The sequence below is a fragment of the Candidatus Pelagibacter communis genome (assembly GCF_012932795.1).
Taxonomy (GTDB): Bacteria; Pseudomonadota; Alphaproteobacteria; order Pelagibacterales; family Pelagibacteraceae; genus Pelagibacter; species Pelagibacter ubique_S.
Genome location: NZ_LANA01000001.1, coordinates 75,583 through 98,349, shown reverse-complemented (window position 1 = coordinate 98,349; position 22,767 = coordinate 75,583). Strand labels below are relative to the sequence as shown.

At 29.9% G+C, this 22,767-nt stretch carries 22 protein-coding genes and 1 riboswitch; of the genes, 18 read left to right on the top strand and 4 right to left on the bottom strand.

The window, feature by feature from the left end; all coding sequences use genetic code 11:
• The first annotated feature begins 19 nt into the window (after positions 1-19).
• Positions 20-2,689, top strand: coding sequence for an alanine--tRNA ligase (gene alaS / locus VP91_RS00525; protein WP_169035500.1), 2,670 nt, complete (start codon positions 20-22; stop codon positions 2,687-2,689).
• Here alaS and VP91_RS00520 read toward each other — a convergent pair.
• Positions 2,682-3,896 (bottom strand): NADP-dependent isocitrate dehydrogenase, encoded by a 1,215-nt coding sequence (locus VP91_RS00520; protein WP_169035499.1) that lies wholly within the window; start codon positions 3,894-3,896, stop codon positions 2,682-2,684. The two genes, alaS and VP91_RS00520, sit on opposite strands and share 8 nt — an antisense overlap.
• Positions 3,897-3,973: 77 nt before the next feature.
• Here VP91_RS00520 and VP91_RS00515 point away from each other — a divergent pair, with 77 nt between their 5' ends.
• From VP91_RS00515 to panB, 8 genes are read left to right on the top strand one after another with little or no spacing between them, the layout of a single operon-like run.
• Positions 3,974-4,621 (top strand): phosphatidylserine decarboxylase, encoded by a 648-nt coding sequence (locus VP91_RS00515; protein ID WP_169035498.1) that lies wholly within the window; start codon positions 3,974-3,976, stop codon positions 4,619-4,621.
• Between the two features lie 3 nt (positions 4,622-4,624).
• Positions 4,625-5,434 carry a CDP-diacylglycerol--serine O-phosphatidyltransferase gene (gene pssA / locus VP91_RS00510; protein ID WP_169035497.1) on the top strand — a complete coding sequence of 270 codons (810 nt, stop codon included), beginning with the start codon at positions 4,625-4,627 and terminating at the stop codon, positions 5,432-5,434.
• Positions 5,435-6,346: a glycosyltransferase gene (locus VP91_RS00505; RefSeq protein WP_169035496.1), complete on the top strand. Its 912-nt coding sequence runs from the start codon at positions 5,435-5,437 to the stop codon at positions 6,344-6,346.
• Positions 6,347-6,958, top strand: a complete 612-nt coding sequence (locus VP91_RS00500; RefSeq protein WP_169035495.1) for an RlmE family RNA methyltransferase — start codon at positions 6,347-6,349, stop codon at positions 6,956-6,958. It begins immediately after the preceding gene.
• A gap of 36 nt (positions 6,959-6,994) precedes the next feature.
• On the top strand, positions 6,995-8,074 hold the full coding sequence (gene guaB, locus VP91_RS00495; protein ID WP_211181487.1) for an IMP dehydrogenase: 1,080 nt from the start codon (positions 6,995-6,997) through the stop codon (positions 8,072-8,074).
• Complete coding sequence (locus VP91_RS00490; protein ID WP_169035493.1) at positions 8,071-8,508, top strand: hypothetical protein; 438 nt, start codon at positions 8,071-8,073, stop codon at positions 8,506-8,508. The genes guaB and VP91_RS00490 overlap by 4 nt, the downstream gene beginning before the upstream one ends.
• A complete protein-coding gene (gene guaA / locus VP91_RS00485) occupies positions 8,498-10,063 on the top strand; it encodes a glutamine-hydrolyzing GMP synthase (RefSeq protein ID WP_169035492.1) in 1,566 nt (521 codons plus the stop codon). Before VP91_RS00490 ends, guaA begins: the two co-directional genes overlap by 11 nt.
• A 26-nt stretch (positions 10,064-10,089) precedes the next feature.
• Positions 10,090-10,860: a 3-methyl-2-oxobutanoate hydroxymethyltransferase gene (gene panB / locus VP91_RS00480; protein WP_169035491.1), complete on the top strand. Its 771-nt coding sequence runs from the start codon at positions 10,090-10,092 to the stop codon at positions 10,858-10,860.
• Position 10,861: 1 nt separating this feature from the next.
• On the opposite strand, the gene VP91_RS00475 is transcribed toward panB, so the two are convergent.
• Positions 10,862-11,476, bottom strand: a complete 615-nt coding sequence (locus VP91_RS00475; protein WP_169035490.1) for a YjbE family putative metal transport protein — start codon at positions 11,474-11,476, stop codon at positions 10,862-10,864.
• A gap of 113 nt (positions 11,477-11,589) precedes the next feature.
• Here VP91_RS00475 and VP91_RS00470 point away from each other — a divergent pair, with 113 nt between their 5' ends.
• From VP91_RS00470 to VP91_RS00460, 3 genes are read left to right on the top strand one after another with little or no spacing between them, the layout of a single operon-like run.
• Positions 11,590-12,561, top strand: coding sequence for a TRAP transporter substrate-binding protein (locus VP91_RS00470; protein WP_169035489.1), 972 nt, complete (start codon positions 11,590-11,592; stop codon positions 12,559-12,561).
• A gap of 48 nt (positions 12,562-12,609) precedes the next feature.
• Positions 12,610-13,101: a TRAP transporter small permease gene (locus VP91_RS00465; protein ID WP_169035488.1), complete on the top strand. Its 492-nt coding sequence runs from the start codon at positions 12,610-12,612 to the stop codon at positions 13,099-13,101.
• Positions 13,102-13,103: 2 nt separating this feature from the next.
• A complete protein-coding gene (locus tag VP91_RS00460; protein WP_169035487.1) occupies positions 13,104-14,414 on the top strand; it encodes a TRAP transporter large permease in 1,311 nt (436 codons plus the stop codon).
• Between the two features lie 4 nt (positions 14,415-14,418).
• Here the strand turns inward: VP91_RS00460 and VP91_RS00455 are convergent, their stop codons facing one another.
• A complete protein-coding gene (locus tag VP91_RS00455; RefSeq protein ID WP_169035486.1) occupies positions 14,419-14,913 on the bottom strand; it encodes a tetratricopeptide repeat protein in 495 nt (164 codons plus the stop codon).
• A gap of 2 nt (positions 14,914-14,915) precedes the next feature.
• Complete coding sequence (locus tag VP91_RS00450; RefSeq protein ID WP_169035485.1) at positions 14,916-15,689, bottom strand: 5-oxoprolinase subunit PxpA; 774 nt, start codon at positions 15,687-15,689, stop codon at positions 14,916-14,918.
• Between the two features lie 27 nt (positions 15,690-15,716).
• Between VP91_RS00450 and VP91_RS00445 the strand changes: the two genes are divergently transcribed.
• The 6 genes from VP91_RS00445 to gcvP all read left to right on the top strand — a co-directional run bounded on the left by VP91_RS00445 (position 15,717) and on the right by gcvP (position 22,764).
• Entirely contained in the window at positions 15,717-16,403 is a 687-nt protein-coding gene (locus VP91_RS00445) for an allophanate hydrolase subunit 1 (RefSeq protein WP_169035484.1), read from the top strand.
• A complete protein-coding gene (locus tag VP91_RS00440) occupies positions 16,396-17,349 on the top strand; it encodes a biotin-dependent carboxyltransferase family protein (RefSeq protein WP_169035483.1) in 954 nt (317 codons plus the stop codon). The genes VP91_RS00445 and VP91_RS00440 overlap by 8 nt, the downstream gene beginning before the upstream one ends.
• Positions 17,336-18,226 (top strand): DMT family transporter, encoded by an 891-nt coding sequence (locus VP91_RS00435; RefSeq protein ID WP_169035482.1) that lies wholly within the window; start codon positions 17,336-17,338, stop codon positions 18,224-18,226. The genes VP91_RS00440 and VP91_RS00435 overlap by 14 nt, the downstream gene beginning before the upstream one ends.
• 28 nt (positions 18,227-18,254) lie before the next feature.
• Positions 18,255-18,344, top strand: a riboswitch (glycine riboswitch).
• Between the two features lie 77 nt (positions 18,345-18,421).
• Positions 18,422-19,528, top strand: coding sequence for a glycine cleavage system aminomethyltransferase GcvT (gene gcvT / locus VP91_RS00430; protein WP_169035481.1), 1,107 nt, complete (start codon positions 18,422-18,424; stop codon positions 19,526-19,528).
• Positions 19,525-19,905 carry a glycine cleavage system protein GcvH gene (gene gcvH, locus VP91_RS00425; RefSeq protein WP_169035480.1) on the top strand — a complete coding sequence of 127 codons (381 nt, stop codon included), beginning with the start codon at positions 19,525-19,527 and terminating at the stop codon, positions 19,903-19,905. The genes gcvT and gcvH overlap by 4 nt, the downstream gene beginning before the upstream one ends.
• Positions 19,906-22,764 carry an aminomethyl-transferring glycine dehydrogenase gene (gcvP, locus tag VP91_RS00420; RefSeq protein WP_169035479.1) on the top strand — a complete coding sequence of 953 codons (2,859 nt, stop codon included), beginning with the start codon at positions 19,906-19,908 and terminating at the stop codon, positions 22,762-22,764.
• Positions 22,765-22,767 lie beyond the last annotated feature (3 nt).

Sequence of the window (22,767 nt, the reverse complement as noted above, 5' to 3'; positions counted from 1 at the left end):
AAAGCTGTATTTTAATTATATGGCTGACAAAACACTAAATCAAATCAGAACAACTTTTTTAGATTATTTTGAAAAAAATGATCACAGAGTAGTTGAGTCTAGTAATTTAGTTCCAAATAATGATCCAACATTAATGTTTGCAAATTCAGGAATGGTACAATTTAAAAATGTATTCACTGGATTAGAAAAAAGAGATTATGTAAGAGCAACAACCTCACAAAAATGTGTAAGGGCAGGTGGTAAGCATAACGACCTTGAAAATGTAGGTTACACACCAAGACACCACACATTTTTTGAAATGCTTGGAAATTTTTCATTTGGAGATTATTTTAAGGAAGAGGCAATTAGTTATGCATGGAATTTAATAACTAAAGAGTTTGGAATTGATAAAAATCGTCTTTATGTAACAGTTTATCATGACGATGAAGAAGCATTTAACTTTTGGAAGAAAATAGCTGGTTTTAGTGATGATAGAATAATCAAGGTAGCAACATCGGATAACTTTTGGTCTATGGGTGATACAGGGCCTTGTGGACCATGTTCTGAAATATTTTATGATCATGGTGAGCATTTAGAGGGTGGCTTACCTGGCACTAAAAATGAAGATGGTAATAGGTTTATAGAAATTTGGAATTTAGTATTCATGCAATATGAGCAAATTTCAAAAGATAAAAGAATAGATTTACCAAAACCATCTGTGGATACGGGTATGGGTCTCGAGAGAATAGCTGCGTTATTACAAGGAACACATGATAACTATGAAACAGATCATTTTAAAAAGTTAATACAATCAGTGTCAGACTCTTTAAATGTTAAAGTTAACAAGACTAATCAATCTAGTTTTAGAGTGATAGCTGATCATTTACGAGCAAGTTCATTTTTATTAGCAGAAGGAGTTCTACCTTCTAATGAAGGAAGAGGATATGTGCTTAGAAGAATTATGAGACGTGGAATGAGACATTCACATTTGCTAGGTTCTAAAAAACCAGTCTTTTATAATATTTTTAAAACACTCCTAGAAGAAATGTCTAACAATTATCCTGAGTTAGAAAGAGCACAATCTTTAATTAAAGAAACTTTAAAAACAGAAGAAGAAAAGTTTTTAGTTTTACTAGATAGAGGAATAAAAATTTTAAATGAAGAGTTAGAGAAAGTAGAAAAAATATTACCTGGTGAAGTAGCATTTAAACTTTACGATACATTTGGTTTTCCATTAGATTTAACCGAAGATATTTTGAAAAATAAATCACTGAGGGTAGATGGGGAGAAGTTTGATTTATTAATGAAAGAAAGCAAAGAACTTGCAAAACAAAATTGGAAAGGATCAGGGGATAGTACGATTGATCAAATATGGTTTGATATAAAAGATCGTTTAGGGGCAACTGATTTTTTAGGATATTCTACAGATAAAGCAGAAGGTGTAGTCACTTTAATTATTAAAAATAATAAAGAAGCCCAAGATCTACAAGAAAATGATGAAGGAATAATAATTACAAATCAAACACCTTTTTATGGCGAGTCTGGAGGGCAAGTTGCTGATACAGGAGTAATCTCTAATGAAGTTTTTGAATTTGAAGTGTCTGATGTCCAAAAAAAACTAGGAGATTTATTTGTTCATTATGGAAAAGTTATAAAAGGTTCGGTTAAATTAAAAGATAGTGTCGAATTAAGAATAGATACACAAAGAAGAAACAATATTAGAGCCTACCATTCTGCTACACATTTATTACATGAAGCATTAAGAAGAGTTTTAGGTAAGCATGTAACTCAAAAAGGATCTTTAGTTCAGTCTGATCGTTTAAGATTTGACTTTAGTCACATGAAACCTATCTCAGAAGATGAGATGGGAAAAATTGAACATTATGTTAACTCAATAATTCAAAAAAGGTCAGAGGTGAAAACAAGAGTAATGACACCTAAAGAAGCCGTTGAAAATGGTGCCTTAGCTTTATTTGGAGAAAAATATGGTGATGAAGTAAGAGTTTTGTCAATGGGAGACGAAGAAGGTAAATTTTTCTCAACTGAATTATGTGGAGGAACTCACGTTGTAAACACAGCTGATATTGGAAAATTTAAGATTATAAGCCAATCATCTATTGCTGCAGGTGTAAGAAGAATTGAAGCTTTAAGAGACGCACAGTTAGTTAATTTTTTAAAAGAAAAAGAAAACCTATCTAGTTTGTCTGATCAAAAAAATGAGGCAGTTATAAAAAAATTAGAGACAAAGATTATTGAATTAGGAGGAAAACCTAATCTTCAAAACAAGGATCAAGTAACTTTAATAAAAGATCTTAATAAACAATTTGATCAACTTTCTGTTGTCTCAATCTTAAATGATAAAACAAAAAATTTAATTAAAGATCAAGTTATTAATGGAATAAAAGTTAGATTTCAAAATGTCTTAGATTTACCATTTAAAGATTTAAGAAAATTAATTGATGAAGGAAAAAAAGAAATTGGTGAAGGATTAGTAATAATTTACGCAATCAATAATAATAAAGTTGGACTAGCTGTAGGTGTAACTAAAGCACTACAAAACAAGTTTGATGCTGTAAAAATTGCAAGGGTCGGGTCAGAGGTTATTGGTGGCAAAGGTGGAGGAGGAAGAAGTGACTTTGCTCAAGCAGGGGGCATATTGCCAGAAAAAATTCAAGAATCTTTTGAGTGTATTAAGAAATTAATTAATTAAGTTTTTTCTTAAGTTGTTCATCCAGTTTATCTAAAAATTGATTAGTGGTTAAATAACTGCTTGATGAACCAATTAAAACTGCCAAGTCTTTAGTCATAGAGCCACTTTCAACACAATCAATACAAACTTTTTCTAATGTAGTTGAAAATTTAATCAAATCTTCATTGCCATCTAATTTTCCTCTATGAGCCAAACCTCTAGTCCAAGCAAAAATTGATGCAATTGGATTTGTAGAAGTCTCTTTACCTTCTTGATGCATTCTATAGTGTCTAGTCACAGTTCCATGAGCCGCTTCAGCTTCCATAGTTTTTCCATCAGGGGCAAGAAGTACACTTGTCATCAAACCTAATGACCCATATCCTTGAGCCACTGTATCAGATTGAACATCACCATCATAATTTTTACAAGCCCAAATATATTTACCACTCCATTTCATAGCACAAGCAACCATGTCATCAATTAATCTATGTTCGTAAGTAATACTAAGTTTTTCAAAATCTATTTTAAATTCTTTATCAAAAATTTCTTGGAAGATATCTTTAAATCTACCATCATAAGTTTTTAAAATAGTATTTTTGGTAGAGAGATAAACTGGCCATTTTTTTATTATACCATAATTAAAACAAGACCTTGCAAAGTCTTCTATAGATTTATCCAAGTTGTACATCGATAAAGCAATTCCAGGCCCTGGAAAATTAAAAACTTCATATTTTATTTGATCACTTCCATCTTCAGCAGTCCATTTAACTTCCATTTTTCCTTTTCCTGGAACTTTAAAATCTGTTGCTCTATATTGATCACCAAAGGCGTGTCTTCCAATAATCAATGGGTCAGTCCATGTTGGAACTAGTTTTGGAATGTTTTTACAAATTATAGGTTCTCTAAATACTGTTCCACCAAGAATATTTCTAATAGTTCCATTTGGAGATCTCCACATCTTTTTTAATTTAAATTCTTCAACACGTGCTTCGTCAGGAGTGATTGTTGCACATTTGATACCAACACTATGATCTTTTATTGCCTTAGCTGAATCGATAGTTATTTGATCATTAGAGTCATCTCTACTTTTCATACCAAGATCGAAGTATTTAATGTCTAAATCTAAATATGGTAAAATTAGTTTATTTTTAATGAAATCCCATATGACACGAGTCATTTCATCACCATCTAGTTCAACAACAGGGTTTTTAACGTTTATTTTAGCCATAAATGATTAATATATATTAGTAATTGTAATTTAGTGTTTTATATACATATTAATAAAAAATTATCAAATAGAAGCTTATGTTAGATAAAATTTTCCCAAAAATTCACACAGAAGGATATAAATTTTTAGCTATATCAATTTTTTTAACAATTGGTTTAAATTTACTTAACGGATTTCTTGGATTAATTGGCTTAATATTATCTATATGGGTTTATTATTTTTTTAGAGATCCAGAACGAATTTCAATAAATAATGAAAAGTATTTAACAAGCCCAGCAGATGGAGAGGTTTTAATGGTACACGAAGTTGATGGGCCAAAGGAATTGGGCTTAGAAAATCAAAAATTTACAAAAATTAGTATATTTATGAATGTTTTTGATTGCCACGTAAATAGAACACCTTGCGAGGGTACAATTTCAGAAATACTTTATAAACCAGGAAAATTTTTAAATGCATCGCTTGATAAAGCAAGCGAAGATAATGAAAGAAATTATTATAAAATCATAAATAATCAAGGCGATGAAGTGGTTGTTGTACAAATAGCAGGTTTGATTGCTAGAAGAATTGTTTGTGAATCAAATAAAGATCAAAAACTTCAGCAAGGAGAAAGGATTGGAATGATTAGGTTTGGAAGTAGAGCAGATGTTTATTTTAAAAGTTATGAAACTTTAGTAAAAGTAGGACAAAAAACAATTGCTGGTGAAACACTATTAGCTAAAAAATGATTTATGGAACAACCTAAAAAAAATTTTAAAATTGTTTCTGATAAAAAAACAAGAATGATTTTACCTAATGCAATCACATTAGTTGGGGTTTGCATAGGCTTATCTTCTATTAAATTTGCTTTGGATGGAAAATTTGCACTAGCTATAATTGCAATATTATTTGCAGGATTGATGGATGCTTTGGATGGTCGTATAGCAAGATTAATTAAAGGAACATCCAAGATGGGTAAAGAGCTTGACTCCTTAGGAGATGTAATTAGCTTTGGTGTTGCGCCAGCCTTCATAATGTATTTTTGGAATTTACAATACCTTGATAAATTAGGTTGGTTTGTTTGTTTGATGTATGTAGTCTGTGTTGCTTTAAGACTTGCTAGGTTTAATGTTAATTCTGAAGATGAGCCATCTTGGAAAGATAATTTTTTTGAAGGTATACCTGCACCAGCAGGTGGAATTGTTGTTTTAATGCCACTGGTAATAAATTTTAGTGGATTAGATGACCTTTATCTTAAATTTAATTATGATTTTATAGTACCTATGTTTTTCATAATAATTTCAATACTACTTATAAGCACAGTTCCAACATATTCATTTAAAAAAATTGTTATACCAAGAACCATGACTAAATTTTTATTGTTTGGAATAGTTTTATTTTTTGGAGCTTTATTAGTATACACGTTTAAAATACTAGCTATTAGTACATTTCTTTATTTATGCTTAATCCCAGTTAGTTATTTTCATTATAAAAAAATAAAAAAAGAAAAAAATATCACTAACGATATAAATGAAAATGACAATATAGAAGATATTTTGTAAATGAAAAAAAATGTAATTGTTTCATTGGCTGACTCAAATTACTTTGAACTTCTAAATGAATTAGTAGATTCCATAAAAAGTTTTGAAAAAAGTAAAGATACAGCAATTTGTATTTTAGATGCTGGTTTATCGAAACAACAAAAAGATATATTGGTTAAAAAGGTTGATGAAATTAAATCTGCAGAATGGGATATTGATGTCCCAGCATTTAAGGTTAAAGGTAAAGAATGGCTAAAGAGTCAAGTATCAAGAGCCTTCCTTCCAAAATATTTTTCAAACTATGAAAAATACCTATGGATAGATTGTGATGCGTGGGTCAATAACTGGGAGTCTGTTGAATTGTATTTTAAGGCTTGTGAAGATGGAAAGTTAGGAATTACCCAAACATTAGGACCAGGATATAAGATAATGTCTAAAGTAAATTGGTTATTTGGAAAAATAGCAATAATTAAATCTCAAAATTTTAAACATGCAATTAAATCAAAAATTGGAATTAATAAAGCTAGAAAACTAGCTTTTGCTCCTCATATAAATATTGGTGTTTTTTCATTGGAGAAAAATTCTCCAGGGTGGTCTTCTTGGCAAAAAAATCTTGAGCAGACATTAAAGAGTGGAAATATTTTTGGTTCAGAAGGTCTTGCTATCAATATGTCAGTATATATAGATGAATTAGAAACTGAGTTTTTGCCACTAAATTGTAATTGGATTGCTAGCAACTTATTACCTAAATTCGATGAAATAAAAAATACATTTGTTGAGCCTTACTTGCCAAACCATAAGATAGGAATTATGCATTTAGCTGCTGGAATTTGGGATGGAAATAAAGATATGAGATTAAACAAAGATATTTTGATTAAGGTTAAAACTATTCAAAAAAGACTATTATCTAAAAGTTTAAGATTTGGTTATTAATTGAAAAAAAATAGAATTTCAAAGAATTGGATTAATAAACAAAAAAGAGACATCTATGTCAGACAGTCTCAAGTGGATGGATATAGAGCAAGATCAGCATATAAATTAATTGAAATTGATGAAAAATTTAAGATACTCAAAAATGGAATATCAGTGTTAGACTTAGGTGCATCTCCTGGAAGTTGGTCTCAATATATATCAAAAACAGTCAAGAGTGGAAGATTAGTGTCAATTGATCTAAAAGATATGAAAGAAATTAATAATATAATTCAAATAAAAGGTGATTTTACTGAAATAGATTCACAAGAAAAAATTAAAAGTTTTTTTAAATCAAAAGTTGATGTTGTAGTGTCAGATATGGCCGTTAATACAACGGGCATCAAAGATATTGACGCAATTTACACAGGAGAATTAGCCATGGAAGCAATGAATTTTTCTAAAGAAATTCTTGTGGAAGAAGGACGATTTGTCTCAAAGATTTTTTTAGGCTCATCATTTAATGAAATTGTTGCATTAGGTAAAAAAATATTTAAAGAAGTAAAGGTATTTAAACCTAAATCTAGCAGGAAAGAATCTAAGGAAAGTTTTATTGTTTGTAAAAGTTTGAGATAGAACTTTAATTTTAAAAAGAATCATATATAAATGATTATGGATCCTATAAAAGAAGCTCTCACCTTTGACGATGTCACAATGGCACCAAAATATTCAGAAGTTTTACCTTCCGAGGTAGACACAAGCACAAAGTTATCATCTAATTTAATGCTTAAAATCCCCTTACTATCGTCTGCAATGGATACGGTGACAGAAAGTAAAATGGCTATAGCCTTAGCAAAAGCTGGAGGTATAGGGGTAATACATAGAAATTTGGACATAAAAAAACAAATAGAAGAAATTAAAAAAGTAAAAAAATTGAAATTATTAGTTGGAGCGGCTGTTGGGGCTGGCCCTTTAGAGCTTGAAAGGGCAGATGCAATTTTAAAAGAAAAAGTAGATTTAATTGTAGTTGATACAGCACATGGACACAGTAAAAAAGTTGCAGAAATTATAAAAATAATAAAAAAAAATAAAACAAGCAGAACAGCATTATGCGCTGGAAATATAGCTACCACAGAAGCAGCAAAATTTTTAATAAAGCTTGGAGTAGATATTGTTAAAGTTGGGATCGGTCCAGGATCGATTTGTACCACAAGACTTGTCGCAGGAATTGGTGTGCCACAATTAAGTGCAATACTAGAAGTTAAAAAAGGTATAAAAAATAATAAAGTGAAAATGATTTCTGATGGTGGAATTAAATACTCAGGTGACATAGCTAAAGCATTATCAGCAGGGGCTGATGCGGTAATGATAGGATCTTTATTTGCAGGAAGTGAAGAAACACCTGGTAAATTGATTAAGAAAAATGGAAAACTATTTAAAAGTTTTAGAGGAATGGGGTCAGTTGGAGCAATGAATAAAGGATCAGCAGATAGATATTTTCAGAAAAAACAAAAAGATACCTCTAAATATGTGCCAGAGGGTGTAGAAGGTTTCGCTAAGTATAAAGGTGATGTTAAAAATATAATTTATAAACTAATTGGTGGACTAAAATCATCTATGGGCTACCTTGGAGCAAAAAAAGTTCATAATCTTAAAGTTAAACCAAATTTTGTAAAAATAACTAAAGCAGGTTTTTATGAAAGCATGGTTCACAATGTTGATAAAGTAAAAAATGATAATAAATATCAATGACAAAAATAGTTAAAATAATTTCAGTTTTTTTTGTAATTTTTAATTTAATGAACTTTGCGCTAGCAGAAAATACTTTTTTTGAAGAAGGTAAAAAAAAATATGATGAAAAAAGATATGATGAGTCAAAATTTTTATTTCAAAGAAGCATTGTATTTTATCCAAAAGATCATGAGTCATATCTTTACTTAGCTAAAATATTTAAATTTGAAGATAATAAAAAAGAAGAGCAAAAAAATATTGATACAGTCATTTTGCTAGACCCGAAAAATGAAGAAGCAAATTATTTCCTAATGGAAATAGAGCTTAATAAATCCAATTATTCGAAAGTTAAAGAGTTAGCTGAAAATTTTAGCAAAATTTGTAAAAAACTTTGTGATAAAAAAACTTTTATTTTAGATTCATTAAAGAATTTAGAACCTAAAAATGAGTCTTAGTAATAATCTAAATAAAATTTTAATAGTAGATTTTGGATCTCAATTTACCCAACTAATTGCCAGAAGGATAAGGGAATTTGGAGTTTTTTCAGAAATAGTTAGTCATAAAAAAATTAATGTAACTAAGATTATTAAAGAAAATATAAGTGGAATAATTCTTTCTGGCGGCCCTCTTAATGTTTATCAAAATGATAAATTTAAATTTGATAAAAAAATTTTGAAAGTTGGTTTGCCAATACTGGGCATATGTTTTGGACATCAAATATTGTCAAAAGAATTAGGTGGACGAGTAAAAAAGTCAAAACATAGAGAGTTTGGTTTAGCAACGATCAATAAAATTTCAAATAGTGTTTTAACTAAAAACTTTTTTAACCAAAAAAATATTAGCAATGTTTGGATGAGCCATGCAGATCAAGTATCTAAAATGCCAAAAAATTTTAAAGTGATTGCATCGACAAAAAATTCAAAATTAACAATAATTGAAAACTCTAAAAATAATTTTTATGGTGTTCAGTTTCATCCTGAGGTAACTCATACAAAAAAAGGTAAAATATTATTACGAAATTTCCTTTTCCTTATCTGTAAAGTCAAAAAAAATTGGTCCTCAAAAGACCAAAAATTAAAATTAATTAAAGATATTAGAGAACAAGTTGGAAATAATAAAGTAATTTGTGGTTTATCTGGAGGTGTGGATAGCAGCGTAGTTGCGCAGCTATTAAGTAAAGCAATTGGAAAAAAATTAATATGTATTTTTGTCAATAATGGCTTACTAAGAAAAAATGAAGAAAAACAAGTTGTTAATACATTTAAAAAAAAATTAAAAATAAATTTAATTTATGTTAATGCAGAAAAAGAATTTATTAACAAACTGATTAAAGTATCTGACCCTGAAAAAAAAAGAAAAATAATTGGAAATTTATTTATCAAAATATTTGAAAGATATGCAAAAAAAATTAAAAATGTCAAATTTCTTGCTCAAGGTACTCTTTATCCTGATTTAATTGAAAGTAAATCTGTAACAGGTAGTCAAACATCAAAGATAAAATCACATCATAATGTAGGAGGTCTGCCAAAAAAAATGAAATTAAAATTGGTGGAACCACTTAAATTTTTATTTAAAGATGAAGTTAGAAAATTAGGATTAGAACTTAATTTATCAAAAGATATTATATCTAGACATCCATTCCCTGGACCAGGTTTAGCAATAAGAATGCCAGGGATTATAACTTATGAAAAAATTAAAATATTAAAGGAAGCAGACTTTTATTTCATTAAAGCCTTAAAAGAGTATGGATTATACCATAAGATTTGGCAAGCATATGCAGCCTTGCTACCAGTAAAAACTGTTGGCGTTATGGGTGATAACAGAACCTATGAACATATTTGTTTATTAAGAGCTATTACGTCTGAAGATGGAATGACAGCTGATTTCTTTGATTTTCCAAGAGGTTTTATGCAATTAATTTCTAACCAGATCATTAATAATATTAGAGGTATTAATAGAGTTGTTTATGATGTTACCTCAAAACCACCAAGCACTATTGAATTAGAGTGATAATCCTTTATAGAATTTAGAAGATTATGAAAAAAATTTCGAAGATTAAATATAAAAAAAATAAATCAAAAATTATATGTCTGACTGCTTATTCTAAAAATATTGCATCTATTATTGACAAACATTGTGATATTATTTTAGTGGGAGATTCTCTAGGCTCAGTACTCTATAATTTTTCATCAACAAAAAAAGTTACTTTAGACATGATGATTGAACACTCAAAAAGTGTAAGAATGGGTGTTAAAAAAGCTATGATGGTAGTAGACATGCCTCATAACACCTACCGAAATTCTAAAGAAGCATTAAGAAACGCAAAGAAGATAATATCTAAAACAAAATGTGATGCTGTAAAGGTAGAAGGTGGAAAAAAAGTTTGTCAAATAATTAAAACTTTAATTAGGAACAAAATTCCAGTTATGGGACATCTAGGAGTTTTGCCTCAATCTGCAAAGAATTTTAAATTTAAGGGTAAAGATTTGAATGAAAGAAAAATTATTTTGAAAGATTCTAAGCTTTTAACAGAAGCAGGTGCTTTTTCAATTGTATTAGAATGTATTGAAAGTTCTTTAGCAAAAGAAATTACAAAAACAATTAATATACCAACAATTGGAATAGGTGGTTCAGTTTACTGTGATGGACAAGTTTTAGTTACAGATGATCTTATAGGATTAAATAAAATAAATGCTAGATTTGTTAAAAGATATTCCAATATTGAAAAACAGATAAATGATGCTGTGTTAAAGTTTAAGAAAGATGTGATTAAAAGTAAGTTTCCTACGAAGAAACATTCATACTAAATTAAAAATATTTTTTAAATGTTTCGTTAATTGATAAAACACCATAATCATTTAATCCACCTATTATCAATTGAAGAGCAACTATTAAAATAAAAGCTAGGCCAACATAGGCTATCCACAAGTGTTTTTGAATGTAATTTGCTAAATAGGTTGCTAACGCACCAGTTAATACTACTGACAAAACAAGACCAAATATCATATAACCAAAATAACCTTTTGCAGCACCAACTACACCAATCACGTTATCAAAGCTTATTGTAATATCTGCAAATAAAACTTTATAAATGCTTTTTACAAAAGAAGGCTCTGTAGACTTTTTTATTGGAGATTTAATCTTGTTCTTCATTTCTACCAAATCTTTTCGTAAATCATTAACAATCCAAATCAAAAGAAATCCACCTAAAATTTTTATATAATAAAATTCGAATAGATAAGTAGCAAAAAGAGCAAATATAACTTTAAAAATTAAAGCTCCTGCAACACCCCAAAGGATTATTTGCTTTCTATTCTTCGGTACAAAATTTGCAGCAATCAAGCCAATTATGATTGCATTATCTGCTGCTAAAATTATATCTATAAAGATAATTTGGGTTAAAATTACGAATTCTTCTATCAAGATGTTTTTATAATATTGAATAAATATTATAATTCAATCTAAAGTATAATATTTTTTTATTGCTTTTTATTCTAGTTCGTAATGAAATGGCTTCTTAACAAATCGGAGGAAAAATGAAAATAATTAATAAAATTTTAGTATTATTTTTTGCAATTTTATTAAATGCTAATACAGCATTTTCAGCAGAAAAATGGGATATGGCTCTAGCTTATGGTGCTTCAAACTTTCATTCTGCAAATGCAACAGAATTTGCTAAAAATGTATCAGATAAAAGTGGTGGAAAACTATCAATAGTTACTCATCCTGGTGGCTCTTTATACAAAGGTGGAGAAATTTTTAGAGCAGTGAGAACTGGACAGGCTCAAATAGGAGAAAGATTTATGTCAGCTTTGGGTAAAGAAGATCCATTGTTAGAGATAGATTCTCAACCTTTTTTAGCCTCATCATATGGTGACGCTATGAAATTATACAAAGCTTCAAAACCGGAGATAGTTAAGGGTTTAGATGCTAAAGGTTTAGTATTTTTATACGCTGTGCCATGGCCAGCACAAGGGCTTTATAGTAAGAAAGAAATAAACTCTAAAGATGATTTAAAAGGTTTAAAATTTAGAGCATATAATTCATCTTTAATTAGATTAGCTGAACTTACTGGAATGGCACCAACTAAAATTGAAGCAGCTGAAATAAGCCAGGCTTTTTCAACAGGAGCAGTTGAAAGTATGATTACATCACCAACTACTGGTAAGAACAGTAAAATTTGGGAAAATGGTGTAAAATATTTTTATGATATCGCAGCATGGTACCCAAAAAATATGATCATTGTTAATAAAGATGCGTGGAATAAATTAGATTCTGCAACTCAAAAATTAGTGATGTCAGAAGCTGCCAAAGCAGAAAAAAAAGGTTGGGCACTATCTAAAAAAGGAAACAAGGCAGATAAAAAAGCTTTAGCTGATGCTGGTATGAAAGTTGGCAAAGTAAATTCAACTTTAAATAAACACTTTAAAGAAGTTGGAGCAACCATGTCTAAAGAATGGGCTAGTAGAGCTGGTTCTAGAGGGCAAGCTGTTTTAGCTGCATATTAATAATATTTAAAGCAAAAAAGGCCGTTATTAACTAACGGCCTTTTTATTATGATTTATAAAGTAAATAATTTCTTAAAATTAGTTTATAAATTTTCAGGATATTTAGCATCAATATTTTTAATACTTGTTGCAGTATTTATTTTAACTGGAATTAGTTCCAGAATTTTTGGTTTTTACATAAGAGGTTTAGCTGAATATTCAGGGTATAGTATGGCAGCAGCATCTTTTTTTGCACTTGCTTTCACTTTTTATAATAATGGTCATATTAGAATAACTTTATTTCTAGAAAAATTTAAAAATAAAAAGAGAAGATTGGCTGAAATATGGTGTTTATCAGTGGCAAGTTACTTTTCCGGTTTTATGGCGTATTATTTTATTAAAATGGTAATCATTTCAATAAAATTTGAAGAAAGAAGTGAAGGTGCAGATGAAATTCTTATATGGATACCTCAAACTAGTTTAGCAATTGGTTCTTTTGTATTTTTTATTTGCATATTTCATCATTTAATTTTTTCAATTTTAGATAAGAAAATAAATTAATTATGACAGAAATATACTTAACAATATTTTTTATTTCTTTATTACTATTCTTATTGGGCTCAGGTATTTGGGTTGCTTTAAGTATGATAGCTGTTTCTGCAGTTGGTATGCTATTATTTACAACTAGACCTGTGGGAGATGCAATGGCAACAACAATATGGGGAACTAGTTCATCCTGGACATTAACCGCATTACCACTTTTCGTTTGGATGGGAGAAATTTTATTTAGAACAAAATTATCAGAAAATTTATTTAAAGGCCTATCACCATGGTTGTCAAAACTTCCTGGTGGACTAGTTCATGTAAATGTTGTGGGTTGTGCGTTATTTGCAGCAATATCAGGGTCTTCAGCAGCAACAGTAGCTACTGTAGGAAAAATGTCTATCCCAGAATTAAGAAAAAGAAAATATCCTGAAAAATTGCTATTAGGAAGCTTAGCCGGATCAGGAACTTTGGGATTATTAATTCCTCCATCAATTATATTAATCATTTATGGAGTAACAATAGAGGACTCTATAGCAAAACTATTTATGGCAGGAATTTTACCTGGAATAATGATTGCGTTAATGTTTATGTTGTATGTAATTTTTTGGTCTATTCTAAATAAAAAATTGATGCCAAAATCAGCTGAAAGCTTTTCTTTTTTAGAAAAAGTTCAGGGGTCGAAACAATTACTTCCTGTAATTTTACTTATTTCTTCTGTAATTGGTTCAATTTATACAGGTATAGCGACTGCTACTGAAGCTGCATCTTTGGGTGTTGTAGGTGCATTAATCTTATCTTTTTTGCAAGGGACGCTGAATAAAAATTCATTTAATCTATCCTTATTAGGAGCAACTAAAACTTCATGCATGATTGCTTTTATTTTAGCAGGATCAACTTTTTTATCATTAGCGATGGGCTTCACAGGCTTACCTAGAAATTTAGCAATTTGGATTGATGAAATGAACCTATCTCCATACACATTATTATTTGTACTAACTATATTTTATATTATTTTAGGTATGTTTTTAGATGGAATATCAGCAGTTGTTTTAACTATGGCTATTATAGAGCCAATGATAAGACAGGCTGGTTTCGACATGATTTGGTTTGGTATATATTTAGTAATAGTTGTTGAAATGGCTCAAATTACTCCACCAGTAGGTTTTAATTTATTTGTACTACAAGGTATGGCAAACAAAGATATGGGATTTATTGCAAGAAGTGCATTTCCACTTTTTTTACTTATGATACTGGCAGTTATTATTGTAGTAATTTTTCCTGAGATTGCATTATGGTTGCCAAATAAAATGTCAGCAAATATTAATTAAAAACTTAATACTTAGATTTTTTAGTTCCTTCAATTATTTCTTTAAGCTCATCATATTCTCCGCAGTTACAAGTTTTTAATACTTCTAATCTTTCTTTAGCCATATCCATTCTTCCAGTAACAACATAAAGTTCACCAAGGTACTCATTTATTCCTTTATGACTAGGTTCAATTTGCAAACCTTGTAAATAAAATTCTTCACCCTTTTCATAATCTCCAAGTTTTCTAGTGGTAAAACCTAAATAATTTAAAGTATCTGCTTGAAGTGGTTCTTTTTTATTAGATTTTAAAAGAAGCTTTTGTGCTTTTGCATATCTCTTCTGTGCTTTTTCTGTTTTTCCTTTTTTTTCATACTTTTTGGCGGACTTAATTAAATTATGTGCTTTTGTATAATTAGATATTTTATTGCCGCCATCATTATCACCGCCTGATCCACCAGCTGAAAATGTGTTAGTTGTCAAAGCAAAAGCAAATATCAAGATATATATAATTTTTTTCATATTTAATTAAATTTATTTAATTTATTTAATGGTCTTAGTATTAGTCCATTATTAACCAAATTATCTTTAATAGATTTAGCAGTTGATAATGAACTATCATTATCTCCATGTATGCAAATAGAATCTATTTCACAAGGTATTTGTTTACCACTGAGACAATTTAGGGCCTGATTTTTTACCATACTTAGCACATGTTTTTTTGCTTGTTCAGGGTCTGTAATCAATGCTTTTGCTTTCTTTCTTGAAACTAAATTTCCATCATCTTCATAATTTCTATCTGCAAATATTTCACATGCTATTTTCATATCAAATTTTTTAGCAGCAATTTCCATTTTGGAACCGGTTGGAACAAGATATATGATATCTTTATTAAGTTCATTGATTGAAGCAGCAAGTGTTGTTGCTAACTCCAAATCTTCACAAGCCATATTATTGAGAGCACCATGTGGCTTAATATGTGTTACATTTTCATTATACCTTTGGGCTATCTCTTGTAATATTTCATATTGTTCAAAAATTAATTTTTTTATTTCTAAAGAATTTAAATTTATTCTCTTTCTTCCAAAATTTTCAGGATCATTAAAAGATGGATGAGCACCTATACTAACACCATTTTTTTTGGAGATTTCAATAACCATTTCCATTGTTGGTTTATCACCCGCATGATATCCACAAGCAACATTGGCTGAATTAACAATATTAAGTAATTTTGGATCATTTTCAATTGAATGAAACTTTGATTTTTCACCTAGGTCGCAATTGATATTAATTTCCATAACTTAAAGTCTGGAGTATAACATGACATGATTAAAAATATATCTAATCTTGGTGACGCAGCTGTTTATTGTGATTTTGGCTCAGATGTTAATGAAACAATAAATGCAAGTGTCATAGATTACTTTCATCATATATCAAAATTAATAAAAGATAAAAAAATTGAGGGAATAACCAACTTAACACCCTCTTATAATAAATTAATTATTAGTTTTGATTTAACAATAACCAACTATAAAAAAATTAAAAATTTTATAGAAGGTTTAACTATTAATAGAGATATTAAAAACAATAATAAAAAAGTTAAAATTCCAGTTTGTTGTGATGATGAGTATGGATTGGATTTTTTGAGATTAACTAAAAAATTAAATATAGATAAAGATAAAATATTAGAACTATATTTCAACAAAGAATATTTTTGTTACATGACAGGTTTTATTGCTGGAATGCCTTTTTTAGGAGATCTTAATGAAAATATAAGATGTGATCGATTAGAAACGCCAAGATTAAAGATGCCCAAAGGATCAGTAGGAATAACAGAACAATTTGCAAATATTTATACTTTTGAAAGCCCTGGTGGTTGGAATATTATTGGTAACACTCCAAAGAAAATTTTTGATGATAAAAATTTAGATCAACCAGCTCTAGTTAATCCAGGTGATAAAGTAAGTTTTTATCAAATAACAAAAGAAGATTATTTAAATTGGAATGAATAAAGCATATTTTGAAATTTTAAGGGCAGGAGTTAACACTACCATTCAAGACAAAGGCAGAAATCACTTATATTATGTTGGTATTGCTGTGAGTGGTGCAATCGACCAAAGAAATTACATATTATCAAATAGATTGGTTGATAATCAATTAAATGAGCCTGTAGTAGAGTTTGCATACCAAGGCCCTCTCTTAAAGTTAAAGAATGGAAAAATTAATTTTGCAATATCTGGAGATATTTTTTTTAAGATTATTAGAAAGAATTTAGAGATTGAAGATGGTGAGTGTTATAAAAGTTATATTTTAGATGAAGAGGATCAAATAGATATAATATCAACTAAAAATTCTACGTATGGATATTTGGCAGTTAATGGTGGTTTTGATCTAGAAAAAACCTGGGGCAGTTATTCTATAAATACTAAAGCAAATATTGGACCAAATGATGGAAAAAAATATTCCTTAAATGATAAAATTTTTATTAAAAAAATAGATACCATAAACGCAATAAATAAAAAAATAAATTATGATTATTCTACTGATAACATTATTAGAATTATTAAAGGTACAAATTTTGACTATTTTTCTAAGGATGCAATAGGCAATTTTTTTAATGAAGATTTTTTAATCACAAACCTTGTTGATAGAATGGGCATAAGGTTAAAGGGTCCAAAATTAGAAAATATAAAAAATACCAATATCAAATCGGAAGGTATAGTAAGAGGAGTTATTCAGGTACCCGCTGATGGTAATCCAATAATAATGTTATCTGATCATGGAACAGTTGGAGGATATCCAAAGATTGGTGTAGTTATTGCTGCTGATCTTGATTTAGTTGGGCAATTAACCCCTGGAACAAAAATAAACTTTAAGGAAGTAAGTCTTGAAGAAGCCCAGAATATATTTAAAGCATACATAGAAGAGACAAATAAATATTTAAATGAATGTAATTAATAAAATTCCTGGTCCATTGCTGATTTTTATGGGAGCTCTAAGTTTGAGTTTTGGGGGGCTTATTGTTAAAAAATTTGAAGGCTCTACTGAGTGGCAAATTCTTTTTTGGAGATCTTTATTTTTTACACTTACTGTTTTAGCCTTTCTAATAATTACCTATAAAAAAAAAACTATAAGCTCTTTTTATAAATCTGGATTGCCAGGCTTTTTTGGTGGTATTGTATTATCATTTGGATTTTGTGGTTATGTATATGCAATGTCTAATACATCAGTTGCTAATACTAATTTTATAATATCATTACAGATTTTATTTCTAGCAATTTTTGGTTACTTATTTCTAAAGGAAAAAATTTCAACAATAACTCTTGTTTCAATAATATTAGCAATAACAGGAGTTACTTTAATGATTGGAAATGATTTGAGACCAGGTAATCTTTCAGGAAATTTAGCTGCATTTACAATGCCTATCTCATTTGCGGTCTTAATCATGATTGTAAGAAAATTTCCTACAGTAGACATGATACCTGCTCAATTTGTTGCTGGAGTAAGCTCATGTTTAATAGGGTTAAGTGCATGTATTTACTATTCACACAATTTAATGGTTTCACCAAATGATATATTTTTAGGTTTCTTAGCAGGCTTTTTTCAAGTTGGTTTTGGTTTTATATTTATTACTATTGGTGCACGTAGCACACCTTCAGCAATGGTTGGAGTAATTATGCTATCCGAATCTGTTTTAGGACCTGTTTGGGCTTTTTTATTCGCAGGTGAAAGGGCATCATTATTTACATTAATTGGAGGTGCAATTATTCTATTTGCTGTTTTACTTCAGTTTTCATCGTTGCTTTTATCTGATAAAAAAGAAAAAAATTATTAATTGACTCTGACATACATCTGGTAGATTATTATTCAATACGGGAGAGACTACAAACTATCGTAGCGCCGAAGGAGCAACCACCCAGGAATCTCTCAGGCAAAAGGACCGTAACATATTAACTCTGGAAAGAGATTAAGTTCTCGCCGACGGAATAAAACTCTCAGGCAAACATACAGATGGGTATAGTTAGTTAATATGGAAAATATAAAAACAGCACTTTACAATTTACACCAAAAGCATGGAGCTAAGTTTGTTCGATTTGCTGGTTATCAAATGCCAATCCAATATTCTAATGGAATTATTGAGGAACATAAAAATACAAGAGAAAATGCTGGTATTTTTGATGTGTCACACATGGGTCAGCTATTCATTAAAGGAGATGACTCATTGGCTAAAGACCTTGAAAAAATTTTTCCAGCTGAATTAAGTAATGCTAAGTTAAATCAGTCAAAATATAGTTTTTTGATGAATGAAGAAGCAGGAATTTATGATGATTTAATTATTACAAAAGTTGAAGGTGGTTTTAACATTGTATTAAATGCTGCTTGTAAGAACACAGATTTTAAACTTTTATCTAAATTGTTAGAAAATAAGTATGAAATGATTTTAAGTGAAGAACTGTCTCTTATAGCAATACAGGGGCCAAAAGCAGTCCAAATATTAGAAAAGATAATAAATGGAGTGTCAGATTTAAAATTTATGAATGGTGATACATTTAAAAATCTTAAAGAAAATATTTATATCACAAGATCTGGTTACACAGGTGAAGATGGATTTGAGATATCAATAAAAAATGATGCTGCTGTGGTGTTTGTGCAAAAACTCATAGATGAAGGAGCTAGTTTAATTGGATTAGGTGCTAGGGATACTTTGAGATTAGAGGCAGGGCTTTGTTTGTATGGTCATGACATGGATATCAATAAAAGCCCAGTAGAAGCAAATTTAAAATGGGCAATATCAAAGAATAGAATTCTTGAGGGTGGGTTTATTGGATGTGAAAAAATTAAATCTCAAATTGAGAAAGGAGTAAGTAAGATCCGTGTAGGTATTAAGCCAGAAGGAAGAATTATAGCTAGAGAAAAAACCTCAATATTTAGTGAAGGGGATAAAAATATTGGGGAAATTACAAGTGGAACTTTTGGACCAAGTGTTCAGGCCCCAGTCGCCATGGGTTACGTAGAAAATTCATTTTCTAAAATTGATACTAAGGTTTTTTTAGAAGTGAGAGGAAAAAAATATCCAGCAATTATAAGTAATTTGCCATTTTATAAAAAAAGTTATGTGAAAGGAGCTAGCAAATGAGTGAAGTAAAATATTCAAAAGAACATGAGTGGATAAAATTAGATGGAGATACTGCTGTTATAGGAATCACACAACATGCAACCGAAATGCTAGGTGATATTGTTTTTGTAGAGTTACCAGAGATAGGGTCCTCTGTTGTTAAAGATGGAAATGCAGGTGTTGTAGAATCTACGAAAGCTGCAAGTGATATTTACACTCCTGTATCTGGTGAAATTATTGAAAACAACCAGTCAATTGTTGATGATCCTGCAAAGGTTAATGCTGATCCAGAGAATGAAGCTTGGTTTTTTAAATTAAAAATTACCGACAAGTCTGAAATGGACTCATTAATGAATAAAGATGAATACGAAAAATTTTCAAAAGAAAGTGGTAGTTAAATGTTGAAAAATGCTCAAAAAGATTTTATACAAAGACATATAGGTCCATCTGTTGATGAACAGAGTATTATGCTCAAAGAATTGGGTTATCAAAATCTTGATGAATTAATAAAAGATACTGTCCCAGAAAAAATTCTTCTTAAAGATGATCTAGATATTGGAGATCCAAACTCAGAATATAAAGCTCTTAGAAAATTAAAAAATATTGCAAAAAAAAATGAAGTTTATTCAAGCTTCATTGGAATGGGTTATTATGGAACTTATACACCATATGTAATACTTAGGAATATACTGGAAAACCCAGGGTGGTATACTTCTTACACACCATATCAGCCTGAAGTCGCACAAGGGAGACTTGAGATGTTACTTAATTTTCAGCAAATGATTATAGATTTTACAGGTATGGATATTGCTAATGCTTCTCTTTTAGATGAAGGAACAGCAGCTGCAGAAGCTATGGGATTAAGTTATAGAATATCTAAATCTGAGACTAAAAAAGTTTTTGTTTCAAAAAATTGTCACCCACAAACTATTGATGTAATCAAAACAAGAGCAGAACCACTCGGTTTAGAAATAGTAGTAGGTGACGAAGATAAAGATATTAAAGAAGATATTATATGTGGGATTATTCAATATCCAGGCACATTGGGAGATATTAAAGATCCTAGTGAAGCTATAAGTAAAATACATAAACATAATGGAAAAGCTGTTCTTGCATGTGATCTATTAGCTCTTGCTAAACTAAAAACACCAGCAGAATTAGGTGCTGATATTGCAGTCGGTAGCTCACAACGTTTTGGAATTCCAATGGGCTACGGAGGTCCCCACGCCGCATTTTTTGCAACAAAAGATGAATATAAAAGATCAATGCCAGGTAGAATAGTAGGTGTGTCGGTTGATAGACATGGAAAAAAAGCATATAGACTTGCCCTTCAAACAAGAGAACAGCATATAAGAAGAGATAAAGCCACAAGTAATATTTGTACAGCACAAGCATTATTAGCAATAGTGTCTGCAGCCTATGCTGTCTATCATGGTCCAAAAGGTATTAAAAAAATTGCAGAAAGTGTTTCTCAATTAACTAAAAATTTTGCAGATAAATTAAAACAATCTGGTTATGAACTTTATTCAGATCATTTTTTTGACACTGTCACAGTAAAAACTTTAGATAAAACTGATAAGATTTATAAAAATGCCCTAGATCAAGGAGTAAACATTAGAAAAGTAAATTCTGAAATGTTAGCAGTTTCTTTTGATGAAAGAAAAAACCTTTATAGAGCAAATCAATTATTGAAAATTTTTAATTGTTCAGAAACAATTAAAGAATCCATGAATGAGAGCTTATCTAATATTCCAAAAAATTTATTAAGAACTTCAAGATATTTAGATCATCCAGTTTTTAACAGTTACCATTCAGAAACTGAAATGCTAAGATATTTAAAAAAATTAGAAGATTCAGATATTGCCTTAAATAAATCAATGATTGCTTTGGGCTCATGCACCATGAAGCTTAATGCAGTTTCAGAAATGATACCAGTTACATGGAAAGAGTTTTCTCAACCACACCCTTTTTCTCCTGTAGAACAAATGGATGGTTATAGAGAGCTATTCACTGATTTAAAAAATTGGTTGAGATCAATAACAGGGTTTTCTGGAGTATCATTGCAACCAAATGCTGGAGCACAAGGTGAGTTTGCTGGTTTAATGGTAATACGTAAATTTCATGAAAAAAATAAAGAAACAAATCGTAATGTTTGTTTGATCCCAAGTTCTGCGCATGGCACAAACCCTGCAAGTGCTCAAATGGTTGGTATGAAAGTTGTTGTGGTGAAATGTGATCAGTATGGAAATGTAGATTATGAAGATTTAAAGAATAAAGCTGAGGAGCACTCAGAAAATTTAGCTGCATTAATGGTTACTTATCCTTCAACACATGGTGTGTTTGAAGAAAAAATAACTGATATTTGTCAACTAATCCATAGCCATGGTGGACAAGTTTATATGGATGGAGCAAATTTAAATGCACTAGTTGGAATAGCTAAACCAGGAAATTTTGGTCCTGATGTTTGTCATATAAATTTACACAAAACATTTTGTATACCGCACGGTGGTGGAGGACCTGGTATGGGACCAATAGCATGTAAAAAACACTTAGAAATATTTTTACCAAAACATTCTGTAATAAAAGATTGTGGACCAGTGACTGGAATGGGAGCAGTATCTGCAGCACCTTGGGGTAGCTCAAGTATTTTGTCAATATCATGGATGTATATAAAAATGATGGGTTCTGAAGGCTTGAGAAAAGCATCTCAAGTTGCAATATTAAATGCAAATTACATTGCACATAAACTAAAAGACTCTTTTCCAATTTTGTATAAGGGTAAAAGTGGCAATGTAGCTCATGAATGTATCATTGATATTAGAACAATAAAGAGTGATACAGGAATAACAGAGGAGGATATTGCAAAACGATTGATTGATTTTGGCTATCATGCTCCAACAATGTCTTGGCCTGTTGCTGGTACAATGATGATTGAACCAACAGAAAGTGAAAGTTTGAGTGAAATTGACAAGTTTTGCTCTACCCTTATAAAGATAAAACAAGAGATAGATAAAATTCAATCAGGAGAATTTGATAAGACTGACAACCCGTTGAAGAATGCGCCACATACTCACGTTGAATTATCATCAAATAAATGGGATCATAAGTATGAAAGAGAAGAGGCTGCTTATCCTTCTGAGTTTTTAAAAACAAATAAATATTGGCCTCCAGTTGGTAGGGTAGATAATGTCTATGGTGATAAAAACTTATTTTGTACATGTCCTTCTATGGATGAGTACGAAGATACTGCAGCTTAAATA

Coding starts and splice junctions, on each gene's coding strand:
- alaS (WP_169035500.1), top strand. CDS start 20: ATGGCTGACAAAACACTAAATCAAATCAGAACAACTTTTTTAGATTAT.
- VP91_RS00520 (WP_169035499.1), bottom strand. CDS start 3,896: ATGGCTAAAATAAACGTTAAAAACCCTGTTGTTGAACTAGATGGTGAT.
- VP91_RS00515 (WP_169035498.1), top strand. CDS start 3,974: ATGTTAGATAAAATTTTCCCAAAAATTCACACAGAAGGATATAAATTT.
- pssA (WP_169035497.1), top strand. CDS start 4,625: ATGGAACAACCTAAAAAAAATTTTAAAATTGTTTCTGATAAAAAAACA.
- VP91_RS00505 (WP_169035496.1), top strand. CDS start 5,435: ATGAAAAAAAATGTAATTGTTTCATTGGCTGACTCAAATTACTTTGAA.
- guaB (WP_211181487.1), top strand. CDS start 6,995: ATGGATCCTATAAAAGAAGCTCTCACCTTTGACGATGTCACAATGGCA.
- VP91_RS00490 (WP_169035493.1), top strand. CDS start 8,071: ATGACAAAAATAGTTAAAATAATTTCAGTTTTTTTTGTAATTTTTAAT.
- guaA (WP_169035492.1), top strand. CDS start 8,498: ATGAGTCTTAGTAATAATCTAAATAAAATTTTAATAGTAGATTTTGGA.
- panB (WP_169035491.1), top strand. CDS start 10,090: ATGAAAAAAATTTCGAAGATTAAATATAAAAAAAATAAATCAAAAATT.
- VP91_RS00470 (WP_169035489.1), top strand. CDS start 11,590: ATGAAAATAATTAATAAAATTTTAGTATTATTTTTTGCAATTTTATTA.
- VP91_RS00465 (WP_169035488.1), top strand. CDS start 12,610: ATGATTTATAAAGTAAATAATTTCTTAAAATTAGTTTATAAATTTTCA.
- VP91_RS00460 (WP_169035487.1), top strand. CDS start 13,104: ATGACAGAAATATACTTAACAATATTTTTTATTTCTTTATTACTATTC.
- VP91_RS00455 (WP_169035486.1), bottom strand. CDS start 14,913: ATGAAAAAAATTATATATATCTTGATATTTGCTTTTGCTTTGACAACT.
- VP91_RS00450 (WP_169035485.1), bottom strand. CDS start 15,689: ATGGAAATTAATATCAATTGCGACCTAGGTGAAAAATCAAAGTTTCAT.
- VP91_RS00445 (WP_169035484.1), top strand. CDS start 15,717: ATGATTAAAAATATATCTAATCTTGGTGACGCAGCTGTTTATTGTGAT.
- VP91_RS00440 (WP_169035483.1), top strand. CDS start 16,396: ATGAATAAAGCATATTTTGAAATTTTAAGGGCAGGAGTTAACACTACC.
- VP91_RS00435 (WP_169035482.1), top strand. CDS start 17,336: ATGAATGTAATTAATAAAATTCCTGGTCCATTGCTGATTTTTATGGGA.
- gcvT (WP_169035481.1), top strand. CDS start 18,422: ATGGAAAATATAAAAACAGCACTTTACAATTTACACCAAAAGCATGGA.
- gcvH (WP_169035480.1), top strand. CDS start 19,525: ATGAGTGAAGTAAAATATTCAAAAGAACATGAGTGGATAAAATTAGAT.
- gcvP (WP_169035479.1), top strand. CDS start 19,906: ATGTTGAAAAATGCTCAAAAAGATTTTATACAAAGACATATAGGTCCA.